The sequence below is a fragment of the Tenacibaculum sp. Bg11-29 genome (assembly GCF_002836595.1).
In the GTDB taxonomy this organism is placed as follows: Bacteria; Bacteroidota; Bacteroidia; order Flavobacteriales; family Flavobacteriaceae; genus Polaribacter.
The window spans coordinates 1,278,958-1,302,016 of sequence record NZ_PJBB01000003.1 but is presented as its reverse complement, the minus strand read 5'-3'; the positions used below and the strand labels follow the sequence as shown (position 1 = coordinate 1,302,016).

Here is a 23,059-nt window from a genome sequence, read left to right as displayed (position 1 = left end):
TTAATTGCGTGTTGTTGTTGTTTTATTTTATAAAAAATCCGCAGCAAAAAGCGCGGATTTTCATTTATGATAATTCTATATCAAATTGTGTTAGTTCTTTAAAAGACTGCAAGCGCGTAAGGACTTCATCTTTTGTTAGCTCTTCCATTCGCTGTGTTCCAAATTTTTCAACACAGAAAGAAGCTAAATTAGAACCATAGATAATTCCATTTTTCATATTTTCAAACGAAACATCTTCTGTTTTTGCTAAATACCCACAAAAACCTCCTGCAAATGTATCTCCTGCTCCGGTTGGATCAAACACCTCTGCTAATGGCAATGCTGGTGCAAAGAACATTTTTCCTTCATTAAATAACAAAGCTCCGTGTTCTCCTTTTTTAATCACCACATATTTTGGCCCCATTTCATGAATCTTCTTAGCTGCATTCACCAACGAATATTCTCCACTTAATTGTCGTGCCTCTTCATCATTAATTGTAATAACATCTACACGTTTTAAAACCGTATGTAAATCTGCTAAAGCAATATCCATCCAAAAATTCATAGTATCCAATACTACCAATTTTGGTCTCTCTATCATTTGATCTAAAACTGATGCTTGTGTTAATGGGTGTAAATTACCTAACATTACAATACCTGCATCTTTAAATTCTTCTGGTACTACTGGTTGAAAATGCTCTAATACATTTAACTCAGTAACTAAAGTATCGCGAGAATTCATATCGTTGTGATATTTACCGCTCCAAAAGAAAGTTTTTCCTTCTTTAACAACTTCAATACCATCAGTATTAATTCCTTTATTATTCATCATATCTAAATATGACTGAGGAAAATCGCCTCCAACTACAGAAACCACACCTGTTTTAACTCCAAACTGAGAAGCTGCCAAACCAACAAAAGTTCCTGAACCTCCTAATATTTTATCTGTTTTCCCAAAAGGTGTTTCAATAGCATCAAATGCAACTGTACCAACTGCTAATAATTTACTCATTTCTTATTTTTTTACTGTAATTTTGCACTTTTAAATAACGTGTCTTTAGACAGCGCAAAAATAGTTTTAAAAAATGACTATCAAAGAAATACAAGAAGAAATTATTGACGAGTTTTCTATGTTTGATGACTGGATGGAGCGTTATGAGTATATTATAGACTTAGGAAAATCGTTACCTATAATAAATGATACGTATAAATTAGATGAAAATTTAATTAAAGGGTGTCAATCTAAAGTATGGCTATATTCTGAGTTAAAAAACGATACTATCGAGTTCACAGCAGATAGTGACGCTATTTTAACAAAAGGTATTGTAGCTTTATTATTAAGAGTCTTTTCAAACCAAACTCCACAAAACATTATAAAAGCTGAAACCAGCTTTATAGATGAAATTGGATTGAAAGAACATTTAAGTCCAACACGTGCAAACGGATTAGTATCGATGGTTAAACAAATAAAAATGTATGCCATTGCACAACAATCAAAATTAACGAATTAAAGAAGCAGAAAATGACAGATAAAGAATTAGACGATTTAGGAGATAAAATAGTACGTGTTTTAAAAACAATTTACGATCCTGAGATTCCTGTAGATATTTATGAATTGGGATTAATTTATGACGTATTTGTTTCTGAAGAAAACGATGCTAAAATATTAATGACTTTAACCTCACCAAATTGCCCTGTAGCCGAAAGCTTACCTGTAGATATTGAAGAAAAGGTGAAGTCATTAGAAGAGATTAATGCTTGTGAAGTAGAAATCACTTTTGATCCTACATGGACACAAGATATGATGAGCGAAGAAGCGAAGTTAGAATTAGGAATGCTTTAAATAAATTTGTCTTTTCGAAAAAAAACGAAGTAAGCTGTTATATGAGATTACTTCACTTTTATCGTAATGACGTTTCATACAAATGGCAAAAGAAATTATAAATAGAGTAGCAAGTAGTAAATTAATAACTATAGATCTTGAAGATTACTACCCTCAAGGAAAACGTGTTGTTTTTGATATTAAAAATTGGCTTTATGAAGAGTTAATTCTTCGTGAAAAAGATTTTAGAGAGCAGGTAAAGAACCATGATTGGTCTCAATACAAAGATAATTACATTGCTTTAACTTGTTCTTCTGATGCGATTATTCCTTCTTGGGCCTATTTATTATTAACGGCTCATTTATCTAGTTTTAGTAAAAAAATAATAGTAGGTGGTTTAGAAATGTTAGAAACTGTTCTTTACCAAGAAATAATTACTGATTTAGACCTTTCTAAATATCAAAATGTTCCTGTGATTATTAAAGGATGTACTAACAAACCTATCCCTCCCTCTGCTTATACTTTATTAATTAGCAAAATTCAACCTTTAGCAAAGACTATTATGTTTGGAGAAGCTTGTTCTACCGTTCCTTTATTCAAAAAAAATGCGAAAAATTAGTGACTTTTATAAAATAGAGTTGTCTAATAAAAGGCGTAGATTCGCGCTCTTAAAAAATTTAAAAATAATATAATGAAAAAAATAATTTTAACATTAGCATTTGTATGCTCTATTGCTTCTTTAAAAGCACAAACAGCAGAAGAACTAAAAAAAGATCTTGCAACTAAAAATGCCGAAATAGGTAAATTACAAGGTGAGGCTAATGCTTTACAATCTAAGATTGATGCTTTTCCTGGATGGAAATTTGGTGCTTTTGGTACTATTGGCGCAAATCTTTCAGGTTTTAACAACTGGTACTCTAATGCTGTACCTAACTCTTCGGCAGGTAATATAGGCATTACCGTTAATGGTTTTGCTAATTTAGATAGAGAGAAATATTTTTGGAGAAACTCTGCTAACGTAAACTTAGGTTGGGTTAAATTAGATGATAAAAACAACGCTAATGATGACACTGAATTTAAAGGAACTACTGATGTTTTTACAATAACATCTTTATTTGGTTATAAATTAACTAAAACTTTAGCTGTTTCTACATTAGCAGAATACAGAACTTCTTTTATTAAGAACTTTAATGACCCAGGTTATTTAGATTTTGGAGTTGGTGCTACTTGGATACCAATACCTGAATTAGTTGTTGTTGTGCATCCTTTAAACTACAATTATGTTTTTAGTAAATCAGGATCTGAATATACATCTTCTTTAGGTACTAAAATTGTTGCAGAATATAACAAGAAAATTGGTAACTTTAAATTTAGATCTAATTTATCTACCTTCCAAAGCTATAAATCTTCTGATTTATCAAATGCAACTTGGATAAATTCTATAGGATTTAATATATGGAAAGGTATTGGAATAGGAATTGAGTCTGGTTTAAGAGCTAATAAACAAGAAACGTTTAACTCTGATTTAACTAATTTTCCTTCATTAAATGCAACTCCAGGTAAAGTTCAGTCATACTGGTTAGCTGGTTTAAGCTTCGGTTTCTAATAAAAAAATATTAAAATATTTTACAAAACCTCAAGGAATCATATCCTTGAGGTTTTCTTTTTTGTTTACTTTAGCTTAATAAAATTTAAAAATAATGACTCTATTAATAATTTATGCAACAGTATCTATATTTTTCTCTTTCATATGTTCAATATTAGAAGCTGTATTACTAAGCGTAACCCCTACATTTGTTAATGTTAAGAAGAAAGAAGGAAAACTTTTTGCAACACAATTAGAAACTTTAAAAAAAGATGTAGACAAACCATTGATTGCTATACTTACCTTAAATACACTAGCACACACTGTTGGTGCAATTTTAGTTGGTACAGAGGCTAAGAAGATATTTAACGATGATGGATATGGTGTTTTTATCGTATCTGCATTAATGACTATTTTAATCTTAGTAGCCTCAGAAATCATCCCTAAGACAATTGGAGCTACCTATTGGAAGCAATTAGCTAACTTTACTACTAAGGCTTTAAAAGTAATGATTTTTCCTTTAAAATGGACAGGAATCTTATGGGTACTACAGTTAACAACTAAACTTATTGGCGGAAAAGGAGGTCATGGTGAAAGCGTTTTAAGTAGAGAAGATTTTTCTGTTATGACAGATATTGCAGAACAAGAAGGTGTCTTTCAGGAGAATGAAAGTAATGTAATTAGAAACATGCTAAACTTTAAAGATATTCAAGCAAAAGACATTATGACGCCTCGTACAGTTATCACAACTGCTGATGAAAATATAACGGTGCAATCATTTTTTGAGAACAACAAAGAATTACATTTTTCAAGGATACCTGTTTTTACTGATAAACCTGATAATATAACAGGATACATCTTAAAAGATCAAATGCTATTAGCTTTAATAGATAAAAGGGGTAATGAGCCTTTAAAATCTATTAAAAGAGATATAATTATTGCTAATAGAGATTTATCTATTCCTGATTTATTTAATAAGCTAGTTAAAAAACGTGAACACCTAGCCTTAGTTGTTGATGAATATGGATCGGTAAGTGGATTAGTAACACAAGAAGATGTTATTGAAACTTTACTCGGTTTTGAAATTATGGATGAAAGTGATAGCGTTGCTGATTTACAGAACTTAGCCAAGAAAAATTGGGAGAAAAAATCTAAAAATATAGATATTATTGATAAATCTGGTAAGTAGTAGTAGTAGTTACTTAAACATTATACCTCGCTCTAAAGCAGTTTTAAATCGTATAAAAAGACAAAAGGCAGTAATATAATATTACTGCCTTTTGTCTTTTTATACGATTTTGTTCTTCAACTATTTTAACTTACTATTCTATCTATAGAATAGGTTATACTAGTCTTTGTAACTGCAAATAAAATCACACTATTCTTAACTAATTTTCAACACCATCTTTTTTTAATTAAATAGTGTGTTGAAAGCAACCACATAAATCTTCCTTAACAAGTTTTGTCTATACATTTAAACTGCAGGTTTGGATTATTAGACACGACAGTTCGTTTTTATAGCATTAAGCTTAATTCCATTATAACAATATAAAAAGAAAAGTTCGAGCAATGCTCGAACTTTTCTTTTTAAGTGGTATTTACGATATATACTTAGTTATTAATAACCCAAGAGATATAATATAATTGTCCTATTTGACCAGATCCTGGTGCAACAACGTATTCTTTACCGAATAAATTTGTTCCTCCAATTTTAAATTTAGATTTCATTACAGGTATACTGTAACTTATCTGAGCATCAAGTACAGTTCTTGAACCAACATTTCCTTTTACGAATTGCGATACCCATCTATATTTATCTTGCCACCTAGCATTAACATTAAAACCAAAATTCTTAAATAAACTATTGTTTCCTAATTGAACTTTTACTGTATGCTTTGGTGTATTAAAATTAGGTTCAAAAAAACCTAAATCTTTATCTATAACTTCAAAATCAATAAAATTATAATTTATTCCAAAATCAAAAGACTTTAGCAATTTTGTGTTTAAAGCAATACCAAAACCATAAGAATTAACTTCTGATTTACTGTTTGTTGTAATGAAAGACTCTCTACTAAAATTACTCGGGTTATTTGTATTACCATAAATTGATTGTGTCGCTAAGTAATCCAAAACTAAAACATCATCAGTAATCGTTCCTTGTTGAATAATAGGATCTGCTAGTTCAGCCGTTGTTAATTTTCTATTTCCAAAAGGGTATACAAGACCTACTCCTGGAGTCACAACATCCTGCGTAAATAAAAAGTCTTTGTGTAAACTATAAAAACCATTAATATCTATATTAATATTATTGGTTTGAGTTATACCAAACATACTTCTATAACCTAATTCAAATGTTTGAACTTGTTCTGGTGTAACTTCTTTATATATAGATTTTACACGTGTAACAGGGTTACCTGTATCGTTAAATGTCGTTTGTGTTAATAAGGAGTTATTTATAATGTCATCACCCGTAATTGTACCTGGGTAAGTTGTAGATAATCCTGTAAAAGTATCAAAGTGAATTACACTCCCTTCTATAGAAACTCTATCTAAGTTATCTTTAGATGTACCTAAATTAATTTTCCTACCTGGTTGATTATATACATATTGTTCTTGTATCGTTGGATTTCTAAAACCTGTTTGATAAGAAGCTCTTAAAAAATGATTTTTCTCATCACCTAATGCATAATTTACAGCAAAACGAGGAGAATAATTACCTTCAAAATTTTGAGATTTATCATAACGAACAGAACCTGTTAATTTTAATCTATCTTCTAAAAATTTCTTTTGAATTTGAGTATAAAAACCAAATTCTTCTACTTCTATTTCTTTTTCTCCATCATTAAAAATTGTACCCTTAGAATCTGGGTTATATTGTCTAAAAGACCCACCTATTTGTACATCTCCCCAATCATTTAATAAACTAGTAAAATTATAATTTCCTTCAAAATGTTTATAAGAACTTTTATCATAAATTTTACTCCCTCCTTCAGTAATTAAAGTTTGTCTAATCCTATTCAATTCAGAATTAAATTCTGGTGTGCCTGGTTGTAAACCAAATGAGTCAGCATATTCTCTTGCTTTTCTTAAAATATCAGAATCGGCAGTTATATCATTAAAATCTACACCATTATCATTTAAACCTATTAAATAATCTGCCCCCCAAGACCCAAGTGTATTATTTACACTAGATGAAGCAGTAAGTACCGTACCTGTTCGATTTAAATCAAATGAATTACCTGCATCATTAACAGTGTAATAAGATCTTACATAGAAATTATCTCCTTTTATTTCAAACTTAGATTGATTTATGTAGTAATCTCTTTGCGCATACCTTGATGAAGCTTGAAATATATTGTCTCCTCGAGCTAATCTTGAACTTAATATTAATTCTAATGATTCATCTTTAAAAGGTCTATAATGAAAAGATGCATCAAACTTTAAATTTTTAGATTTATAGTCATCTAACAACTCTATTTCTGAATAACCAGTTCTACTAACTCGTGCATCTTGAGGTAAATTTACGTTGAAAAATCTTTGTCCGATATCTACAATACCTATACTGTTATTAAATTCATCACCGTATACGTTTACTCCGTCGTAATTAAGAGGACTATCTACCTCACCTTCAATAATTTCATTAGAGTCTATTTGTTTATTTCTTGTATCGTTTGTATGCCATTCTTCAGCTTCAAAATACGAAAAATTCACTTTTGCAGCAAAAGACTCACTAAATTTATAAGCCATACGTATAGAAGCATCATAAATATTATTGTTTCCTGCTAGTTTTTGGTAAGTGTAACCACTTTTCAGTAAAAAACTAATCCCTGTAAAATCAAAAGGACTTTTAGTATTCATTAACATCATTCCATTATAGGCATTTGCTCCATATAATGCAGAAGATGCTCCTGGTAAAACCTCTACACTATGAATATCTAAATCTGACACACCTGTAAGATTACCTGGACTAAAATTTAAAGCTGGTGCAGTTGTATCCATACCATCTACCATTTGAACGAATCTAGAATTACTAAAATCCGAGAAACCTCGTGTATTTATTGATTTAAATCCGTAACTCCCTTCCCTAGATTGTACACCTTTTAGGTTTGCTAAACCATCATAAAAAGAACTTGAAGATGTAGTTTTAATATCGTTTAAACCAAGTCTTTCTATAGTAACTGGAGACTCTATGATTCTCTCAGGTACTCTAGAAGCAGATATTACTATTTGATCTAACAAAAAGCTTTCTTTTAAAATAACCCTAATTGATTTCTCTATACTTGTAATAAGTATTTCTTCATCTTGATAACCGAAAGCAGAAACCCTTAAAGTTACAGGTAACTTTTGGCTAAGACTCAACGTGAATTCTCCTTCCTGATTTGACACAGTACTTTTACCTCCTAAAGTAACCTTAGCATTATAAAAAGGCTCTAGATACTCATCATATACTAAACCCTTTAGCTCTACTTGTGCGTAAGACATTAACGCACACATTGTAAAGACAACTATTAATAATTGTTTTTTGAACATTTTAAAAAATTTACTATTATATAATTATGAAATTATTCTTCTAAAGAGAAATTAATTGGAAAACCATATTTTGTAGATATACGTTTTCCCTCTTTTTTAGCAGGTTTAAATCTAGGTAACTTTGAAACTACACGAATAGCTTCATCATTTAGTATTTCACCATTATCTGGACCTAACGTTTTAATATTTTTAACATAGCCATCCTTATCGATAATAAATCGCACCCAAACCTCACCTTCTAAATGAGATCTTACAGCCTCTGCTGGGTAATTAAAGTGTTTAGATATATGGCTTACCATTTCGTTATTAAAACAGTCTGACCTTTCACCTTTCTTTGCTTTTTCGCACCCTTTAAAAGTTGGTATTCTATCTGCATATGTAAATCTTAATGCTTTACTAACTTCTTCTTTCGAAAGCTTATCTTTTAACCTTTCAATATTACTTTTTGCTTTCGTTTCCTTTAAAGCACTTACAGATTTTAAATTAGCTGTTTGTTCTTTTACGGGCAATGAACTTACTCCTGAAGTAGTTAAACCACTAACTGGAGCTGTCGCATTTTTAATAGATGATGCATCTACACTAGAAGCGCTTAAACTATTAGCTGAAGCTGTTGCTTTTCTTTTCAATACTCTTCTTCTAGCTGATACTTTAACTCTAATTTGACGTGATCTTTTATCTTTCGATTTTTTTAATGGGGTAATTGCACATTTTGTAATACTGTTTAAATCAACTTCAGAACTTTCATCAGGCGATTCACAAACTTCTTGCGAAGAAGCAATACATACACTAAAAACAAAAAACACAAAAAACAATAAACTTCTCATAACTAAGGGTTTCATTTAAATAAATTCATTTAACAAATACTTTCTTAGGGGGGTGCAAAGGTACTTACAAAAAATATAATTTACAAAAAAAAGAGGAATGAATTAAATTCATTCCTCTTTTTTTTGTAAAAATCTTATTTTTAATCATTTATCACCCAAGAAATATAGTATAAAGACCCTATTAAACCTGAACCTGGCGCAACGGTATATTCTTTACCTGATAAGTTTGTTCCTCCGATTTTAAATCTAGATTTCATTGAAGGTATTCTGTAATTAAGCTGTGCATCTAAAATAATTCTATCTTCAACAGCACCATTTAAGAAGCTAGATTGCCATAAAAACTCATTTTGCCATCTAACATTAACATTAAACCCAAAATTCTTAAACAAATTAGCATTACCCAGCATAAATTTAACTTGATGTTCTGGAGTATTATAACCTGGCTGAAAGTTTGGATCTGAGACTTGATCAAAAATCATTTTACTTAAAGTATAGTTAGCCCCAAAATTAAAATCTTTAAACACCTTTGTTGTTATTCCAACACCAACACCATAAGAGTCAACATTAGCCTTAGTATTTGTATTTAATGTGAACTGTGTTAAATCTTCATTATCAAAAGCACTATTACCATTAGCTGCTAAACCATCATAGTTAGGTACTAAAACATTCTTAAATGCAACAAAGTCTTTATATTGATTATAATAACCATTAACATCTAATTCAATAATACTAGTAGCACCAACATTAACAATACTTCTATATCCTAATTCGTAAGAAGTTACTCTTTCTGGTTTTATTAGATCAATATTAGATTTAACTAAACTCCCATTTTCTAAAATAAATGCTTTTTTAAAAGCATCTTGTCCTGTTAATGTATTTGTACTTCCATCATTATTATTAACTATACCAGAAAATCGGTCTAAATTATCAAGAGATGTTCCTAATATAAATCTATTAGGACCTGATTGTAATCCAAAATACTGTTCTGTTGTACTCGGATTTCTAAAACCAGTTTGATATGAAACTCTTATTATTTTATTTTTACTTCCACCTACATCGTAGGTTAAAGCAATTCTTGGCGAATAATTCCCTTTAAAATTCTTAGCTTCATCATAACGTAATGACCCTGTAAACTTTAAACGTTCGTCTAATAGTTCTTTTTGAACTTGCGCATATAAACCAAACATGTCTGACTTAATAGGACCGTCTTTATCAGTAAACAAAGTTCCTTGAGAATTAATGTTAAATTCACGATAAGAACCCCCTACTTGAATTTCAGCCCAACTAATTAAATTTTTAAAATTATAATTACCATCAACATGATAATAACCAGTTTGATCAGCAACGCCAGCACCTCCTTGATTTATCGGTCTATCTTTAATCCCTTCTAAAGCGTCTTTAAACTGAGATGTACCTGGCTTTAACCTATTTCTATCTGCGAAAGTTCTTGCTTGAAGATCACTTCCTCCTAAAACTCCAGGCACAAATCCTGAATACGCTGTAGCATACTCAGTAAACCATGCTCTAGACGGGTTATATGTTTCATTTAACGCAGCTCCAGCAAATCGCAAATCATGTGCTCGGCCAGATTCGTTACCTGTATAATACCCTCTCAAAAAGAAATTCGCACCTAAAATCTCTAATTTATGCTGCTCTAAATAATAACCTTCTTGAGAAAACCTATTAGTACCTTGGTATAAGTTGTTACCCGTTGAAAAACGAGAGTTAAAAACTATTTCTAGCTTATCATTCCCCATAGGTCTATAATGTAATGAACCATCAAATTTTACGCTATGTCCATCATACTCATATAATTCTTTTTCAGAATATCCAGTTCTACTAACTCTACCTATTCCAGGTATCGTTATAACAAATTCATCACCATAAAAATTAACACCATCATAATCAGAAGTATCATTTCTATTTCCTTCTTTAACAACTCCACCTACGCCTGATGTGTTACGATCATCATTAGCATGCCATTCCTCTGCTTTATAAGCAACCATGTTAACTTTTCCTGCAAAATAATCACTAAACCTATAGGCCATTCTTATTCCACCATCATAAAATTGATTATTTCCAGCTTCCTTTTGCGATGTTATACCTGTCTTAAAATAAGCACTGATTCCATCATAATCAAAGGGGTTTTTACTCGTCATTAATAAAATACCATTAAATGCATTTGCACCATACAAGGCTGAAGAAGCACCAGGTAATATCTCTACATTTTTAACATCTAAGTCCGACAATCCTAAAAGATTACCTGCAGAAAAATTTAATGCTGGAATTGAGGTTTCAACTCCGTCTACTAACTGAACAAACCTTGTGTTATCAAAAGTAGAAAAACCACGTGAATTTATCGATTTATAACCATAGCTAGCCTCTCTAGATTCAATTCCTTTTAAATTCGTTAATCCATCATAAAAAGAAACAGAAGTGTTTTTTCTTATATCAGAAACACCTATTCTTTCAATCGTTACAGGCGATTCGATTATACGCTCTGGTGATCGTGATGCTGATATTACAACTTCATCTAAGGTCGTATTCTCTTTAAGAATAATATTTAACTCCTGATCTCCGTTAAGAACATCGACCTCTTCTGATTGATAACCTAAAGCCGTAACTTTAATTTTAAAAGGAAATTTAGCAACTCCTTTTAACGTAAAACTACCATCAAATTCAGAACTAATTCTTTGATTTCCAAAAGTAATTAGAGCACTTGGGAAAGGCTCTAGATACTCATCATAAATTTTCCCAGCCATAGACACTTGCGCTGATATTGACGCACTGCATATAATAAAAAAAACTGTAAGTAATTTTTTAAACATATATAATAGTATTTAATTAATAATAATTGAATAAGATTCTAATAGTAAATTATTCTTCTAAAGCAAAGGCTATGGGAAAGCCATATTTCACAGCAATCCTTCCTCCATTTTTTCTCGCCGGAATGAATTTTGGTAATTTTAAGACCACCCTAACAGCCTCTTTATTAAGTATACTAGCATTTTTAGGTCCCAATGTTTTTATATTTCGAATATCACCGTTTTTGTCGATAATAAAACGAACCCAAACATCTCCCTGAATTGACTCTTTTACTGCTTTACTCGGGTACCTGAAGTGTTTAGATATATGGCTAATCATTCCTTCATTGAAACAATCCATACTTTCAGATTTTTTCACTTTCTTACACCCCTTAAACATTGGTAATTTATCTACTGTAGTAAATCGTGAAGCTTTTTTAACTTCTTCTGCAGATAATTTCTCCTTAAGACTTTCAATACTATTTTTTAAAGACAATGTTTTTGTTATTTCTGTCTTTTCATTAGTACTTTTTACACTAGCAAGACCAACACCCGTTGCTCCTGACACATTTTGCTTCTTCAAAGCTTCTCTTTTCTTAAGATATCTTCTACTAGCAGATACTTTAACAGATATTTGCCTAGTTTTTTTATCTCTCTTATTTTTAGACTCTTTAATAGAACATTTAGTTATACTATTTAAATCTAATTCGTTTTCTTCTGGAGATTCACAAACCTCTTGTGACATAATGTTAACTGAAATAAAAAAAACGAACATTAATGTTATCTTTTTTCTCATACTACTTAGGGTATTATATTTTTAAATCAAACATTTAATATATACTGCAAAGATAGTAAAATCAATACATGCATAAAAAACATTAATATAGCTAAAAACAGATAAATACTATTATAGCTTAACATAATACACTCTTAGCTTTAATCTAAACTAAAACTCATCGAAAAACTATAAAAAACATTCAACTCTTTACCATCTTGTTTCCCTGCTTTGAAAACAGGTAATAAGGAAACTATTCTTTTTGCCTCAATATTTAAAACCTCCTGATATTTATCTCCTGACGCTTTTATATTTTTAATTTCACCTTTTTTATCAATAATAAAACTTACAGTTATGTCTCCTTCAATTCCTTGTTGGATTGCTTTATCAGGGTATTGAAACGTAGTATTTATATGCTTCTGAATTTCAGAATTAAAACACACTAGTTTGTCTACCGTACTATCTAAACAAGAGGTAAATAAAGGTATTTCTTCTACTGAATCGAAAGAAACTTCCTTTTCTTTAGATTCTAGTGCCTCTAACACCAAATCTATTTTAAAATCATTGACAACCTGAATATCAGAAATAGTTTTTTCTTTTAGGCTACTTGCTAATTCAGCAGCTTCTTCTAAATAAACTCTCTTTTTAAAGTATCTTTTACTAGATACAATTACGTCATCAACCTTTTGTTTTTTTTGTTTTTTCTCTACAGCACATTTATTAAGTGTATTCACATCAATTAGCGCCTTGTCTTCCAACAAACAAACCTTTTGTGAAAAAATTTGAAATACAGAAAAACACATCAACAATATTACAGTTATATTTTTCATCTTTATTTAATTTTAAGTAAACAAATAACCTGCTTTAACGAATTGCTAAAGCCCATTAAATATTATTTACATAAGGTTATTTAATAAAAATGATGCATGTGTCGTTACTTTTTTTCTTTGCAAAATTTCATCAGCAAAAATTGTTACTAATTTCAAACGGAGGGGATTGTAGTTTTTCATTTTTAGGGGGTTTTGGGGGGCTTAATATATTTAAAATAAACTTATTAACTATTTTAGTAAAATGAGTCTAAATATAATAAAAAAACGCAAAAGTAAAAAATATTTTTACATGTTTTCACTTTTAAAAATTCACTTATCTACTTATTTACTCGTATTCTTGGTATAAAAAATTATTATAAGGAAAACGCTGAATATGTATTTTCTTAACTAATTCATACACCTTTTCTTTAAAATTTTCTAAATTATCTTTATTAAGTGCAGAAATAAATAGACTTTCTTCTTCTAAATCATTCATCCATGTTTTTTTCCAATCATCTAAAGTATAATGAGCTTTTGTTTTTTCTGTAATTAAGTCATCCTCATCAATTGTTTCATATGTATACGCGTCAATTTTATTAAATACCATTACGGTTGGTTTATTTGCGCTACCAATTTCATCTAAAATTTTATTTACAGATGCAATATGGTCTTCAAAATTTGGGTGACAAATATCTACGATATGCAATAATAAGTCAGCTTCACGAACTTCATCTAAAGTAGATTTAAATGATTCTACCAATTGCGTTGGTAACTTTCTAATAAAACCAACAGTATCTGTCATTAAAAACGGGAGATTCTTTATAACAACCTTTCTTACCGTTGTATCAAGCGTTGCAAATAACTTATTTTCTGCAAACACATCACTTTTACTTATTACATTCATTAAAGTTGACTTACCAACATTAGTATACCCTACTAATGCCACACGAACCATTTTACCTCTATTTTTTCTTTGTACTGCCATCTGCCTATCAATAGTGGCAAGTTTCTTCTTTAACAAAGTGATTTTTTCTCGAATAATACGACGGTCAGTTTCTATTTCTGTTTCACCAGGCCCACGCATACCTATACCTCCTTTTTGCTTATCAAGGTGAGTCCATAATCTTGTTAATCTAGGTAATAAATATTGACATTGAGCCAACTCTACTTGTGCTTTAGCTGAACTTGTTTGAGCTCTACTTGCAAAAATATCAAGAATTAAATTTGTTCTATCTAACACCTTACAATCTAAAATATTTTCAATATTTCTTAATTGCGCAGGTGATAGTTCATCATCGAAAATTGCTGTACCTATATTGTGTGATTCAATATACATTCTAACCTCCTCTAACTTCCCTGTTCCTAAAAAAGTTTTAGGATTCGGTTTCTCCATTTTTTGCACAAAACGCTTTACAGCAACACCTCCAGCAGTTAAAGTTAAAAATTCTAACTCATCTAAATATTCTTCAGATTGCTTTTCGTTTTGATGCTGGGTTATAATACCAATTAAAACCGCTTTTTCTGATACTGCTTCACGTGTTTCTGTCATAGTATGCAAAAGTACAAATTTATCAATTGAACCTATCTCTTTTAATTTGTTCTTTATATTGTAGATTATTGTACTATATCAGCGACTTTATTTTTAAGTATCGGTAATACACTTTGTGAGAACCAAGGGTTTTTAGTTAACCAAAATCGATTTCTTGGTGATGGATGAGGCAAAACCATGTATTTAGGTAAATATTCTTCAAAAGAACTCACTGTATCAGTTAGAGTTCTTTTTGCCGTATTTTTCAAATAATATTTTTGAGCATACATTCCTATTAAAATTACCAGCTCTACATTTAACATTTTCTCTAATAATAAATGATGCCATTGAGGTGCACATTCTTTTCTAGGTGGTAAATCTCCAGATTTTCCTTTTCCTGGATAACAAAACCCCATAGGAATAATTCCAAAATTCTCCATGTTATAAAATTGTTTATCGGTAACTCCAAGCCATTTTCTTAACTGTTTTCCACTCGCATCATCCCAAGGAACACCTGAAGTATGAACTTTAACTCCTGGTGCTTGACCTATAATTATAATTTTTGACACTTTTTGAGCAATTACAACTGGTCTAGGCTCTATAAAATTTTCACAAATTTTACATTGTTGAATTTCTAATAATAAATTTTTCATCTTATAAAGTTAACATTAAAGCATAAAAAAACACTCGCTTTTCTTAAAACGAGTGTTTTCTTTCAAAACCTTATAATAACTTAATGGTTTATTGCATAACCAGCTGCTTTACCAAACTCGGCTAATTGCTCTAAAATGTTTTTGAAAAAGTTTTGAATCCCCTTTAGTAATTGTTTTTTCATAATTATAATTATTATTATTTCCCCACCACAAATACAGATATTTAACTAACTGTCTTTTAAGTAAATAACAATTATTGTGTGTTTGGTATATAATTATGTATAACTGGTGATTTCTGTTTTATAAGTTACAAATAAATTAAATCTTTATGAAATCATTAAATGCGACATAGTAAGGTTGGTCCTTAAAAACAGGTAATTCTACACTCTCTGCATTTGCAATACCCACACCTGCAAACCATATTTTTGCATTTTGTTTTTTTGCATGTTCTTTAAATGTTTCCATCCATAAAACATCATATTCTTCTGGTGTCTGAATATTATTCGTTGTTTTTACTAAAACAAAAATGGTAGGTTCTCCTTTTTTAAATAGAACAAACTGCGGATGCTTTTTTAACTGACTATTAATTGCAACAAATTCATAACCTTGTTCTTGCAATTTTTTACCCACAATATTCATCCCTAAGTTATGAAGTTCTTGCTTGTTAAGTATCTGCATTATTTTCTCTTGCGTCGTAAATTAAAGTTTTTATCTCCTTTTGTCTTTGGTTTTTTATATTTTTTCGCAATCTCTCTACGATAAGATCCCCCTTGATTCGTTTTACTATTCTTTTCACTCTTTTCATGAAAAGCAGGACCAGGAACATACTCTAGAGAAGTTCTGTTCTTATCACGCTCACCTTCTTCTTTAGGTCGCTCTTCTTCTGTTAATTGCTTAGTAATTTCAACCTGTTCAGGAATTTCAACTTTCGGAATTTCATAATTCATCAATTCCTCAATACGCTGTTTAGCCTCTTGTTCTTTTACTGTTGAAAAAAGGATTGTTTTACCTTCACGTTCTGCACGACCTGTACGACCAATTCTGTGCATATAATTTTCTGGAAAATACGGAGTATTAAAGTTTATTACATGTGTAACTTCCTCTAAATCTAATCCACGAGCAATAACATCAGTTGCTATTAATATTCGTTTTTCGCCTTTATTAAATTGTTCAATAGAACGTAAACGATAATTTTGTGTTTTATTAGAATGTATTACACACGATTGTGATGGAAATTCTTCTTTTATACATTCAAATAATCTATCTGCATTTCTTTTGTTTGGAGCAAAAACTAAGACTTTACTATACTCTTGTCTATTAGATAATAATTCACTTAATAAATTAACCTTTGTATAAAAGTTAGGAACATCGTAACTAATTTGCTGAATATTATCTAATGGAGTTCCACTAACTGCTATAAATATTTTTTTAGGTGCAGTAAAAAAATCATCAATCAATATCTCTACATCTTCAGTCATTGTTGCCGAAAACATAATGTTTTGGCGACGTACTGGTAATAGGTCGAAAATATTTAATAATTGAAATCTAAAGCCTAAATCAAGCATTACATCTACTTCATCAATCACTAATTTCTGGATTGATTTCAATTTTAAAACCTTACTTACTGCTAAGTCATACAAACGCCCCGGAGTAGCCACAATAACATCTGCACCTTGCGCAACAGCTTGTTTATGTCTATTTAAAGGAATTCCTCCAAATACACCAACAGTACGTAAGTTCATGAATTTCGAAAGTTTTTCAATTTCATTTACAACCTGAACTACTAATTCACGTGTTGGTACTACAACAAGCACTCTTGGGTGTTGTTGATTAGAAAATTTCAAATCACGAAGTATAGGCAACATATAAGCAAATGTTTTACCTGTACCAGTTTGAGCGATACCTACAACGTCTTTACCTGATCGTATGATAGAAAAGGCTTCTTCTTGAATTGGTGTTGGTTGTACAAAACCTAATTCTTCAATTGAATTTCGTAATGGATTTGATAAATCTAAATCTTGAAAAGTAATCATTTACAGTAATTTGCCGCAAAGGTACGGTTTCTATACTCAAATACCATAAGTATATTTCTTTGACGAAAAGTAAAGTTTTTAACGTTATTTTCATCTTTTTTAAACATAAAAAAACCGATACACTACTGTACCGGTTTTGTAAATTATTCATAGTTCTTCTTACCTAAGAATAGTTTTTTTTCTAGGATTAATATCTAATCTATAATTCACTCTTACATAACGATAAGTTAAGAATTACATTAATATTATCATACCTATTTTTAAGCTTATAATTCCTAAAAATTATTACCAGGGTTTTCTGGGCTTCCAGCTTGCGCTTTTTGCGGATTTAAAATCATATAGGTTCCAATAGCCGTTAAAGCAGCGTATTTACTATAACCTCCTATTTTTTTCAATGCCTCTTTTCTAGAAATATCTTTACTTTTATTTTCAATTTGTTTTTTCATAATGATATGTTGTATTACTCTAAAATAATTTTCTTGCTAACTTTTCCTAAACTAGAACTTAATTCTACGATGTAAACTCCTGCAGCAGTTTTTGGTAATTGAACTACATGAACTCCTATTGATTTAAGTTCTGTACTAATTACTTTTTTACCTAAAATAGAATATACATTTACGGATGCTTTATCAGCTTGTAAACCAGCAATAGTTAAACTATTATTAGCAGATTTGTATATGCTTACATTTTCTAAATCTTGTATAACATTAATATCTTCTGGATTTTTAGCACTTGTATGAATGTAGAATTGACCGATACTATTTGTATCCGTTTTTAAAGTAATCGTATAATCTTCTTTAGATAAGTTCGTAAATACATTATTATCTCTATCTTCTAAATACATTTCAATACCGTTTGGTAAATTTGAAGTCTCTGCAGAGAAAACTACCGTTTTTCCAGCTTTCGCTTTTAAACCAACAGGAACTACTGTGGTTTCATAGTCTTGATTAGGTAATGCTTGGATTGCAAAATCAATACCTTTACTGTTACCAACTAAATGAGAGAATACTTTAAAATTAGAGTTTGTACCTGTAAAAGTTCCAACATCAGAACCAGGATCTAAACCTTTGGTTTTGCTGTTTATGTATCTAATTTTTGTTGAAGATGAATTTTTATCTTCAGTTATATTTAAAACTATTTCTGGGTAGTTTACTCCACTACCTCTTAAGAAAACATTTCCAATTTGATGAGTTTCCATTGCTTCAGTAAAACTAACAGAAGTTCCACCTGCATCAGGAGCGTGCACAAAGAATCCTTGTCCTGGAGCAATATAGAAAGCTGCATCATCTACAGATTTTTCTACATAAGCTGTTCCATTCCATAAATATAAACCAGCTCTTGAAGGATCAAGATTTCCTGCATCAATATTTACTTTCAAAAAGTTATTCGTTGCATCGGCAGCATTACTAGCATTTAAAGATGCTGTATATGGGTTACCTACTAAATTCCATCTATTTCCTGCTGGGTTATCCCCACCATCAGTAATTGGAAAAGTTTTATCAGTAGTATTTAAAGTTCCTGAGAAATTTAAAGTACCTCCAGTATTTTTTTGCATTGAATATCCTTTACCTGTAGTAAATGTTCCGGCAGTCGTTAATGGGTTTGCTCCTGTACCTGCACCTGTTGCTCCTGTGTAGTAGTTCCAACGAGAAGCACTTACAACGTTATTTTCATAAGGAGCAATTGCATATTTATTTCCACTAGTATTAACATTTCCAGAGAAAGTACTAATATTTCTACCTGAAATTGGAGCGGAAATTAAATGCCAGCTTGTCGATAAATATCTGTGGTAATCTACATTGCTAATCCCTGTATGATTTCCTTTAACAATTAAAGAACCGTTAGTAGAAGCATTTGATAATATATTAACTGTTCCATTTTGGTTCAAGTTACCATTAATTGTAATAGATGAATTACCAAGAAGATTAAAAGCTCCACCTATACTTACACTTAAATCGTTCACAGTAACATTACTTATATCTAAGTTAATAGTATTAGTCGCTACATTCACATTATCTGTACTAATAGGCAATCTTCCTAATGACCAGTTACTTGGCACTGACCAACTTCCGCTAGCTAACGTATATGAATTTGTTTGATTTGACTCCGATGTGAAATTTAAAGAAGTCGCATCAGCAATACCTGCATAATTGTTATTAGCAGCATCTTTAAAAGCGGTATTATCTATTTGGATATAATATCCAGTATTTAAATCAAAATCAGAAAAAGGATTGATAGTCGCAGTAGTCGTACTTACGGTAACAGCAGCTGTAGTAACATCTATCATTTCAATCGTGCTATTATCTGAGGTCTTTTTTATAAGTATGTTTCCTGTTCCTTTGCTAATGTTTTCATTAAAGGTCAATACAATATTTTGACTAAGAACTGCTCCTGTAGATCCATCTGAAGGGTTTGAAGAACTTAGAGTAGGGACAGTATTATCTGAAACTATTGATACCGTGGCGTCAGCAATTCCAGCAATTCCAGGATCATCAGTCAACACATCAGAAAAGTTACTCCCTGTAATAGTTCCTTGAGCAGAAATTTGGCTACCTCCACTAAAAGGGTTATTAATTAATACATCGTAAGTAATCGTAACCGAACCACCTGCCGCTATTGTTCCTAAACTAATAGAAACTCCCGTGTTCCCTAAAGTATTTCCTAGAAAAATAGTTCCTTGGTTTGTGGTTACAGAACCTACAACCAATGTTGAATTTGCGTCAGGTGTTACGTTATACATAACCAGTGTTGCATCGACATCTGGATTAGAAATAACCACAGTATATCGTATAGTTTCTCCTGCATTTAATTCGCCATTAAAGTCATTATCTATCATTAAAGCATCTATTTTGGTAGCAGATAACAGAGCAGCTGAATTTACATCTATCTTAGTTGGGCTAGTTTGTAAGTTAGGGCTACCTGCATCATCTTCGGCTACTACATACACATCATAAGCAGTTGCATAAGTAAGACCGGTAACACTAAAAGCGTTGGTAAAACCACCAGAACTTACCGTAGCATTAGCACTTTTTAGGGCAGCACCTCCGTCTGATGCAGTTCCTGCTTTTACCTCTGCTGAGGTAGGTGCAGAAGCGCCATTGGAAACGATAACATAATATATTGTTCCTCCTTCATTAATATCTGTATTTAATGTAAAACTTGTTCCAGCTATACTTGCCGCAGATGGCGTACTATTTTCGAAAACTGGAGCAGTGGTATCTGCTACTACAATTTGGATAACACTGGTCACTACTGTCCCAATATCATCTGTTACCCAATAAGTATAAGCCCCAGCAACTAACCCTGTAATTGTTGAAGTCGTAGCTCCATTACTCCAAGCATAAGAATAAGGAAACAAACCTCCAGTTGCATTAACCGTTATGCTTCCATCTAAAGCTCCACTTGAGGAAACATCATTTTTGGTAACGACTACGCTTAAAGGTGCTTCAGTAGTTACATCAATTTTTGTGGGACTGTTTTGTAAGTTAGGGATACCTGCATCATCTTCGGCTACCACATACACGTCATAGGCAACCTGAGAAGTAAGCCCGGTAACACTAAAAGCATTCGTAAAACCACCAGAATTCACCGTAGCATTGGCGCTCTTGAGTGCGGCTCCTCCACCTGATGCAATTCCCGCTTTTACCTCTACTGAGGTAGGTGCAGAAGCTCCGTTGGCAACGATAACATAATATATTGTACCTCCTTCATTAACATCTGTATTTAAAATAAAACTCGTTCCTACAATACTTGCCGCAGATGGAGTACTGTTTTCAAATACCGGAGCAGTAATATCGGTAGTCGTTACATCTACTTTGATTGGGCTGGTTTGTAAGTTAGGGATACCTGCATCATCTTCGGCTACTACATACACATCATAAGCCGTTTCGGAAGTAAGCCCGGTAACACTAAAAGCATTCGTAAAACCACCAGAATTCACCGTAGCATTGGCGCTCTTGAGTGCGGCTCCTCCACCTGATGCAATTCCCGCTTTTACCTCTACTGAGGTAGGTGCAGAAGCTCCGTTGGCAACGATAACATAATATATTGTACCTCCTTCATTAACATCTGTATTTAAAATAAAACTCGTTCCTACAATACTTGCCGCAGATGGAGTACTGTTTTCAAATACCGGAGCAGTAATATCGGTAGTCGTTACATCTACTTTGATTGGGCTGGTTTGCAAATTAGGGCTACCTGCATCATCTTCGGCTACCACATACACATCATAGGCAACCTGAGAAGTAAGACCAGTAACACTGAAGGTATTGGTAAAACCACCAGAATTCACCGTAGCATTGGCACTCTTGATAGCGGCTCCTCCTCCCGATGCAGTTCCTGCTTTTACCTCTGCTGAGGTAGGTGCAGAAGCTCCGTTGGCAACGATAACATAATATATTGTACCTCCTTCGTTAATATCTGTATTTAAAGTAAAACTCGTTCCTGCGATACTTGTCGCAGAAGGTGTACTATTTTCGAAGACCGGAGCGGTCACATCGGCAGCCGAAATATTAACTTTATAAATCATATCTAAAGCGCTCTGTGCGCCACCATTAAAGTACAAAAACCCATCACTTACACTAGCTCCTCCACTTTGATCATAATAGATATTTGCCGCACCTTTTACATCAAAAGTATACGTTTGACCAGAGATAAGGATAATCCCCCCACTGGACAAATCAAATGTTTCAAAACTACCAAGTCCGCTACCCACTGAAGCGAGTCCTGACACCGTTGAACCAACCTGAACTCCTCCTGTTCCTGCACCATTGTATACATCAACACTGAAGCTGGCATCCGCTGCGAGCCATTGCAATTCAATAGAACCTAGTGTTCCTGAACAATCGGCAACAAATGATTGGCCAAGATCACCCGTGGCAGTATTTGTATTTGAAACATTAGTATTGGATTCAACACATGGGGCAACAACAACAGCAGTAGCAAAATCAAAATTATCGAAAGCAATAGACACCCCATTGGTAGTACCTACACCTGCGTCTGTTCCAATAAAAGCGACCCGTACAATATTCTCCCAATCTCCATTGAAAGTAAGCGTACCAGACTCTGCTCCAGAAGCATCTTTAGTATAGGTAATAGAGCCAGCGGCATCGCTTGTAGTGAAATCTACATTGTCTGTAGCTACTTCTGTATCTCCAGCATCATAGCCCTTTATAATAAAATTTTCAGTACGAACACCAGCTGATCCAGTAAAAACGCTGGCATCCAGTGAAACTAATTTAAAAGAATTGCCGGTAGAGCTCTTAAAACCTACTTCGGTCAAAACTGCGAGAAGCGTATAATCCAAGCTCATAAAACGTGCATTACCTATCGGAAAAAAAAGAGTCCCCAGTTCACTACCACCACTATTTGCGATTACACTATTTGCTGTTACTTGAACACCTGCTTTACTGGTAGTATAGGTAATACCATCTACAGTTCGTCCACTTGTAGTAGTTGGAATAAGTGCCCCATCGAATGCATTACCAGAGTAATTTTCATCAGCAGGAGCTTGAGAATAAGTTTCATGTGAAAAAACAAAAAACAGAAAAAAAGTAAATAGAAAAGTAATGTTCTTCATATTAGTTTGATTTAGGGATAATAATCAACAAATATGAGAAGAAAAAAATGTGAAGAAAAAAAAATGTTATGTTTGGGGCTTTCTATGGGAATCTATAGTAATCTGTTCTATTTTAATCGTAAAAAACCGATACATTACT

17 protein-coding genes are annotated in these 23,059 nt (G+C 32.0%); 5 read left to right on the top strand and 12 right to left on the bottom strand.

Annotation, left to right across the window (positions count from 1 at the left end; translation table 11 throughout):
* Positions 1-64 precede the first annotated feature (64 nt).
* Entirely contained in the window at positions 65-991 is a 927-nt protein-coding gene (locus CXF68_RS05875) for a PfkB family carbohydrate kinase (protein ID WP_101043407.1), read from the bottom strand.
* A 73-nt stretch (positions 992-1,064) separates the two neighbouring features.
* On the opposite strand from CXF68_RS05875, the gene CXF68_RS05870 reads away from it, so the two are divergent.
* From CXF68_RS05870 to CXF68_RS05850, 5 genes are all read left to right on the top strand, one after another.
* Positions 1,065-1,490 carry a SufE family protein gene (locus tag CXF68_RS05870; RefSeq protein WP_101043406.1) on the top strand — a complete coding sequence of 142 codons (426 nt, stop codon included), beginning with the start codon at positions 1,065-1,067 and terminating at the stop codon, positions 1,488-1,490.
* Positions 1,491-1,501: 11 nt separating this feature from the next.
* A complete protein-coding gene (locus CXF68_RS05865; protein WP_028887299.1) occupies positions 1,502-1,822 on the top strand; it encodes a DUF59 domain-containing protein in 321 nt (106 codons plus the stop codon).
* Between the two features lie 82 nt (positions 1,823-1,904).
* Positions 1,905-2,420, top strand: a complete 516-nt coding sequence (locus tag CXF68_RS05860; protein WP_101043405.1) for a DUF2480 family protein — start codon at positions 1,905-1,907, stop codon at positions 2,418-2,420.
* A 72-nt stretch (positions 2,421-2,492) separates the two neighbouring features.
* The gene (locus CXF68_RS05855) at positions 2,493-3,407 is read left to right on the top strand and encodes a DUF3078 domain-containing protein (RefSeq protein ID WP_101043404.1); all 915 of its coding nucleotides are present in this window, start codon (positions 2,493-2,495) and stop codon (positions 3,405-3,407) included.
* Between the two features lie 94 nt (positions 3,408-3,501).
* Positions 3,502-4,575, top strand: coding sequence for a CNNM domain-containing protein (locus CXF68_RS05850; protein WP_101043403.1), 1,074 nt, complete (start codon positions 3,502-3,504; stop codon positions 4,573-4,575).
* 422 nt (positions 4,576-4,997) lie between these two features.
* Here the strand turns inward: CXF68_RS05850 and CXF68_RS05845 are convergent, their stop codons facing one another.
* The 11 genes from CXF68_RS05845 to CXF68_RS05800 form a co-directional block, all read right to left on the bottom strand.
* Entirely contained in the window at positions 4,998-7,916 is a 2,919-nt protein-coding gene (locus CXF68_RS05845; protein WP_101043402.1) for a TonB-dependent receptor plug domain-containing protein, read from the bottom strand.
* A gap of 32 nt (positions 7,917-7,948) precedes the next feature.
* The gene (locus CXF68_RS05840; protein WP_101043401.1) at positions 7,949-8,755 is read right to left on the bottom strand and encodes an energy transducer TonB; all 807 of its coding nucleotides are present in this window, start codon (positions 8,753-8,755) and stop codon (positions 7,949-7,951) included.
* 125 nt (positions 8,756-8,880) lie between these two features.
* Positions 8,881-11,502 carry a TonB-dependent receptor domain-containing protein gene (locus tag CXF68_RS05835; protein ID WP_232771616.1) on the bottom strand — a complete coding sequence of 874 codons (2,622 nt, stop codon included), beginning with the start codon at positions 11,500-11,502 and terminating at the stop codon, positions 8,881-8,883.
* A 115-nt stretch (positions 11,503-11,617) separates the two neighbouring features.
* Positions 11,618-12,289, bottom strand: a complete 672-nt coding sequence (locus CXF68_RS05830; protein ID WP_232771615.1) for an energy transducer TonB — start codon at positions 12,287-12,289, stop codon at positions 11,618-11,620.
* A gap of 191 nt (positions 12,290-12,480) precedes the next feature.
* Positions 12,481-13,149 carry an energy transducer TonB gene (locus tag CXF68_RS05825; RefSeq protein WP_101043398.1) on the bottom strand — a complete coding sequence of 223 codons (669 nt, stop codon included), beginning with the start codon at positions 13,147-13,149 and terminating at the stop codon, positions 12,481-12,483.
* 325 nt (positions 13,150-13,474) lie between these two features.
* Positions 13,475-14,677, bottom strand: coding sequence for a GTPase HflX (gene hflX / locus CXF68_RS05820; RefSeq protein WP_101043397.1), 1,203 nt, complete (start codon positions 14,675-14,677; stop codon positions 13,475-13,477).
* Between the two features lie 65 nt (positions 14,678-14,742).
* Positions 14,743-15,309, bottom strand: a complete 567-nt coding sequence (locus CXF68_RS05815) for a uracil-DNA glycosylase family protein (protein ID WP_101043396.1) — start codon at positions 15,307-15,309, stop codon at positions 14,743-14,745.
* Positions 15,310-15,627: 318 nt separating this feature from the next.
* A complete protein-coding gene (locus CXF68_RS05810; protein ID WP_101043395.1) occupies positions 15,628-15,987 on the bottom strand; it encodes a Na(+)-translocating NADH-quinone reductase subunit F in 360 nt (119 codons plus the stop codon).
* Positions 15,987-17,339 carry a DEAD/DEAH box helicase gene (locus tag CXF68_RS05805; protein ID WP_101047366.1) on the bottom strand — a complete coding sequence of 451 codons (1,353 nt, stop codon included), beginning with the start codon at positions 17,337-17,339 and terminating at the stop codon, positions 15,987-15,989. The genes CXF68_RS05810 and CXF68_RS05805 overlap by 1 nt, the downstream gene beginning before the upstream one ends.
* Positions 17,340-17,617: 278 nt before the next feature.
* Positions 17,618-17,788, bottom strand: a complete 171-nt coding sequence (locus CXF68_RS20795; RefSeq protein WP_198553758.1) for a hypothetical protein — start codon at positions 17,786-17,788, stop codon at positions 17,618-17,620.
* A gap of 14 nt (positions 17,789-17,802) precedes the next feature.
* Positions 17,803-22,920 (bottom strand): Ig-like domain-containing protein, encoded by a 5,118-nt coding sequence (locus tag CXF68_RS05800; protein WP_101043394.1) that lies wholly within the window; start codon positions 22,918-22,920, stop codon positions 17,803-17,805.
* Positions 22,921-23,059: the final 139 nt, after the last annotated feature.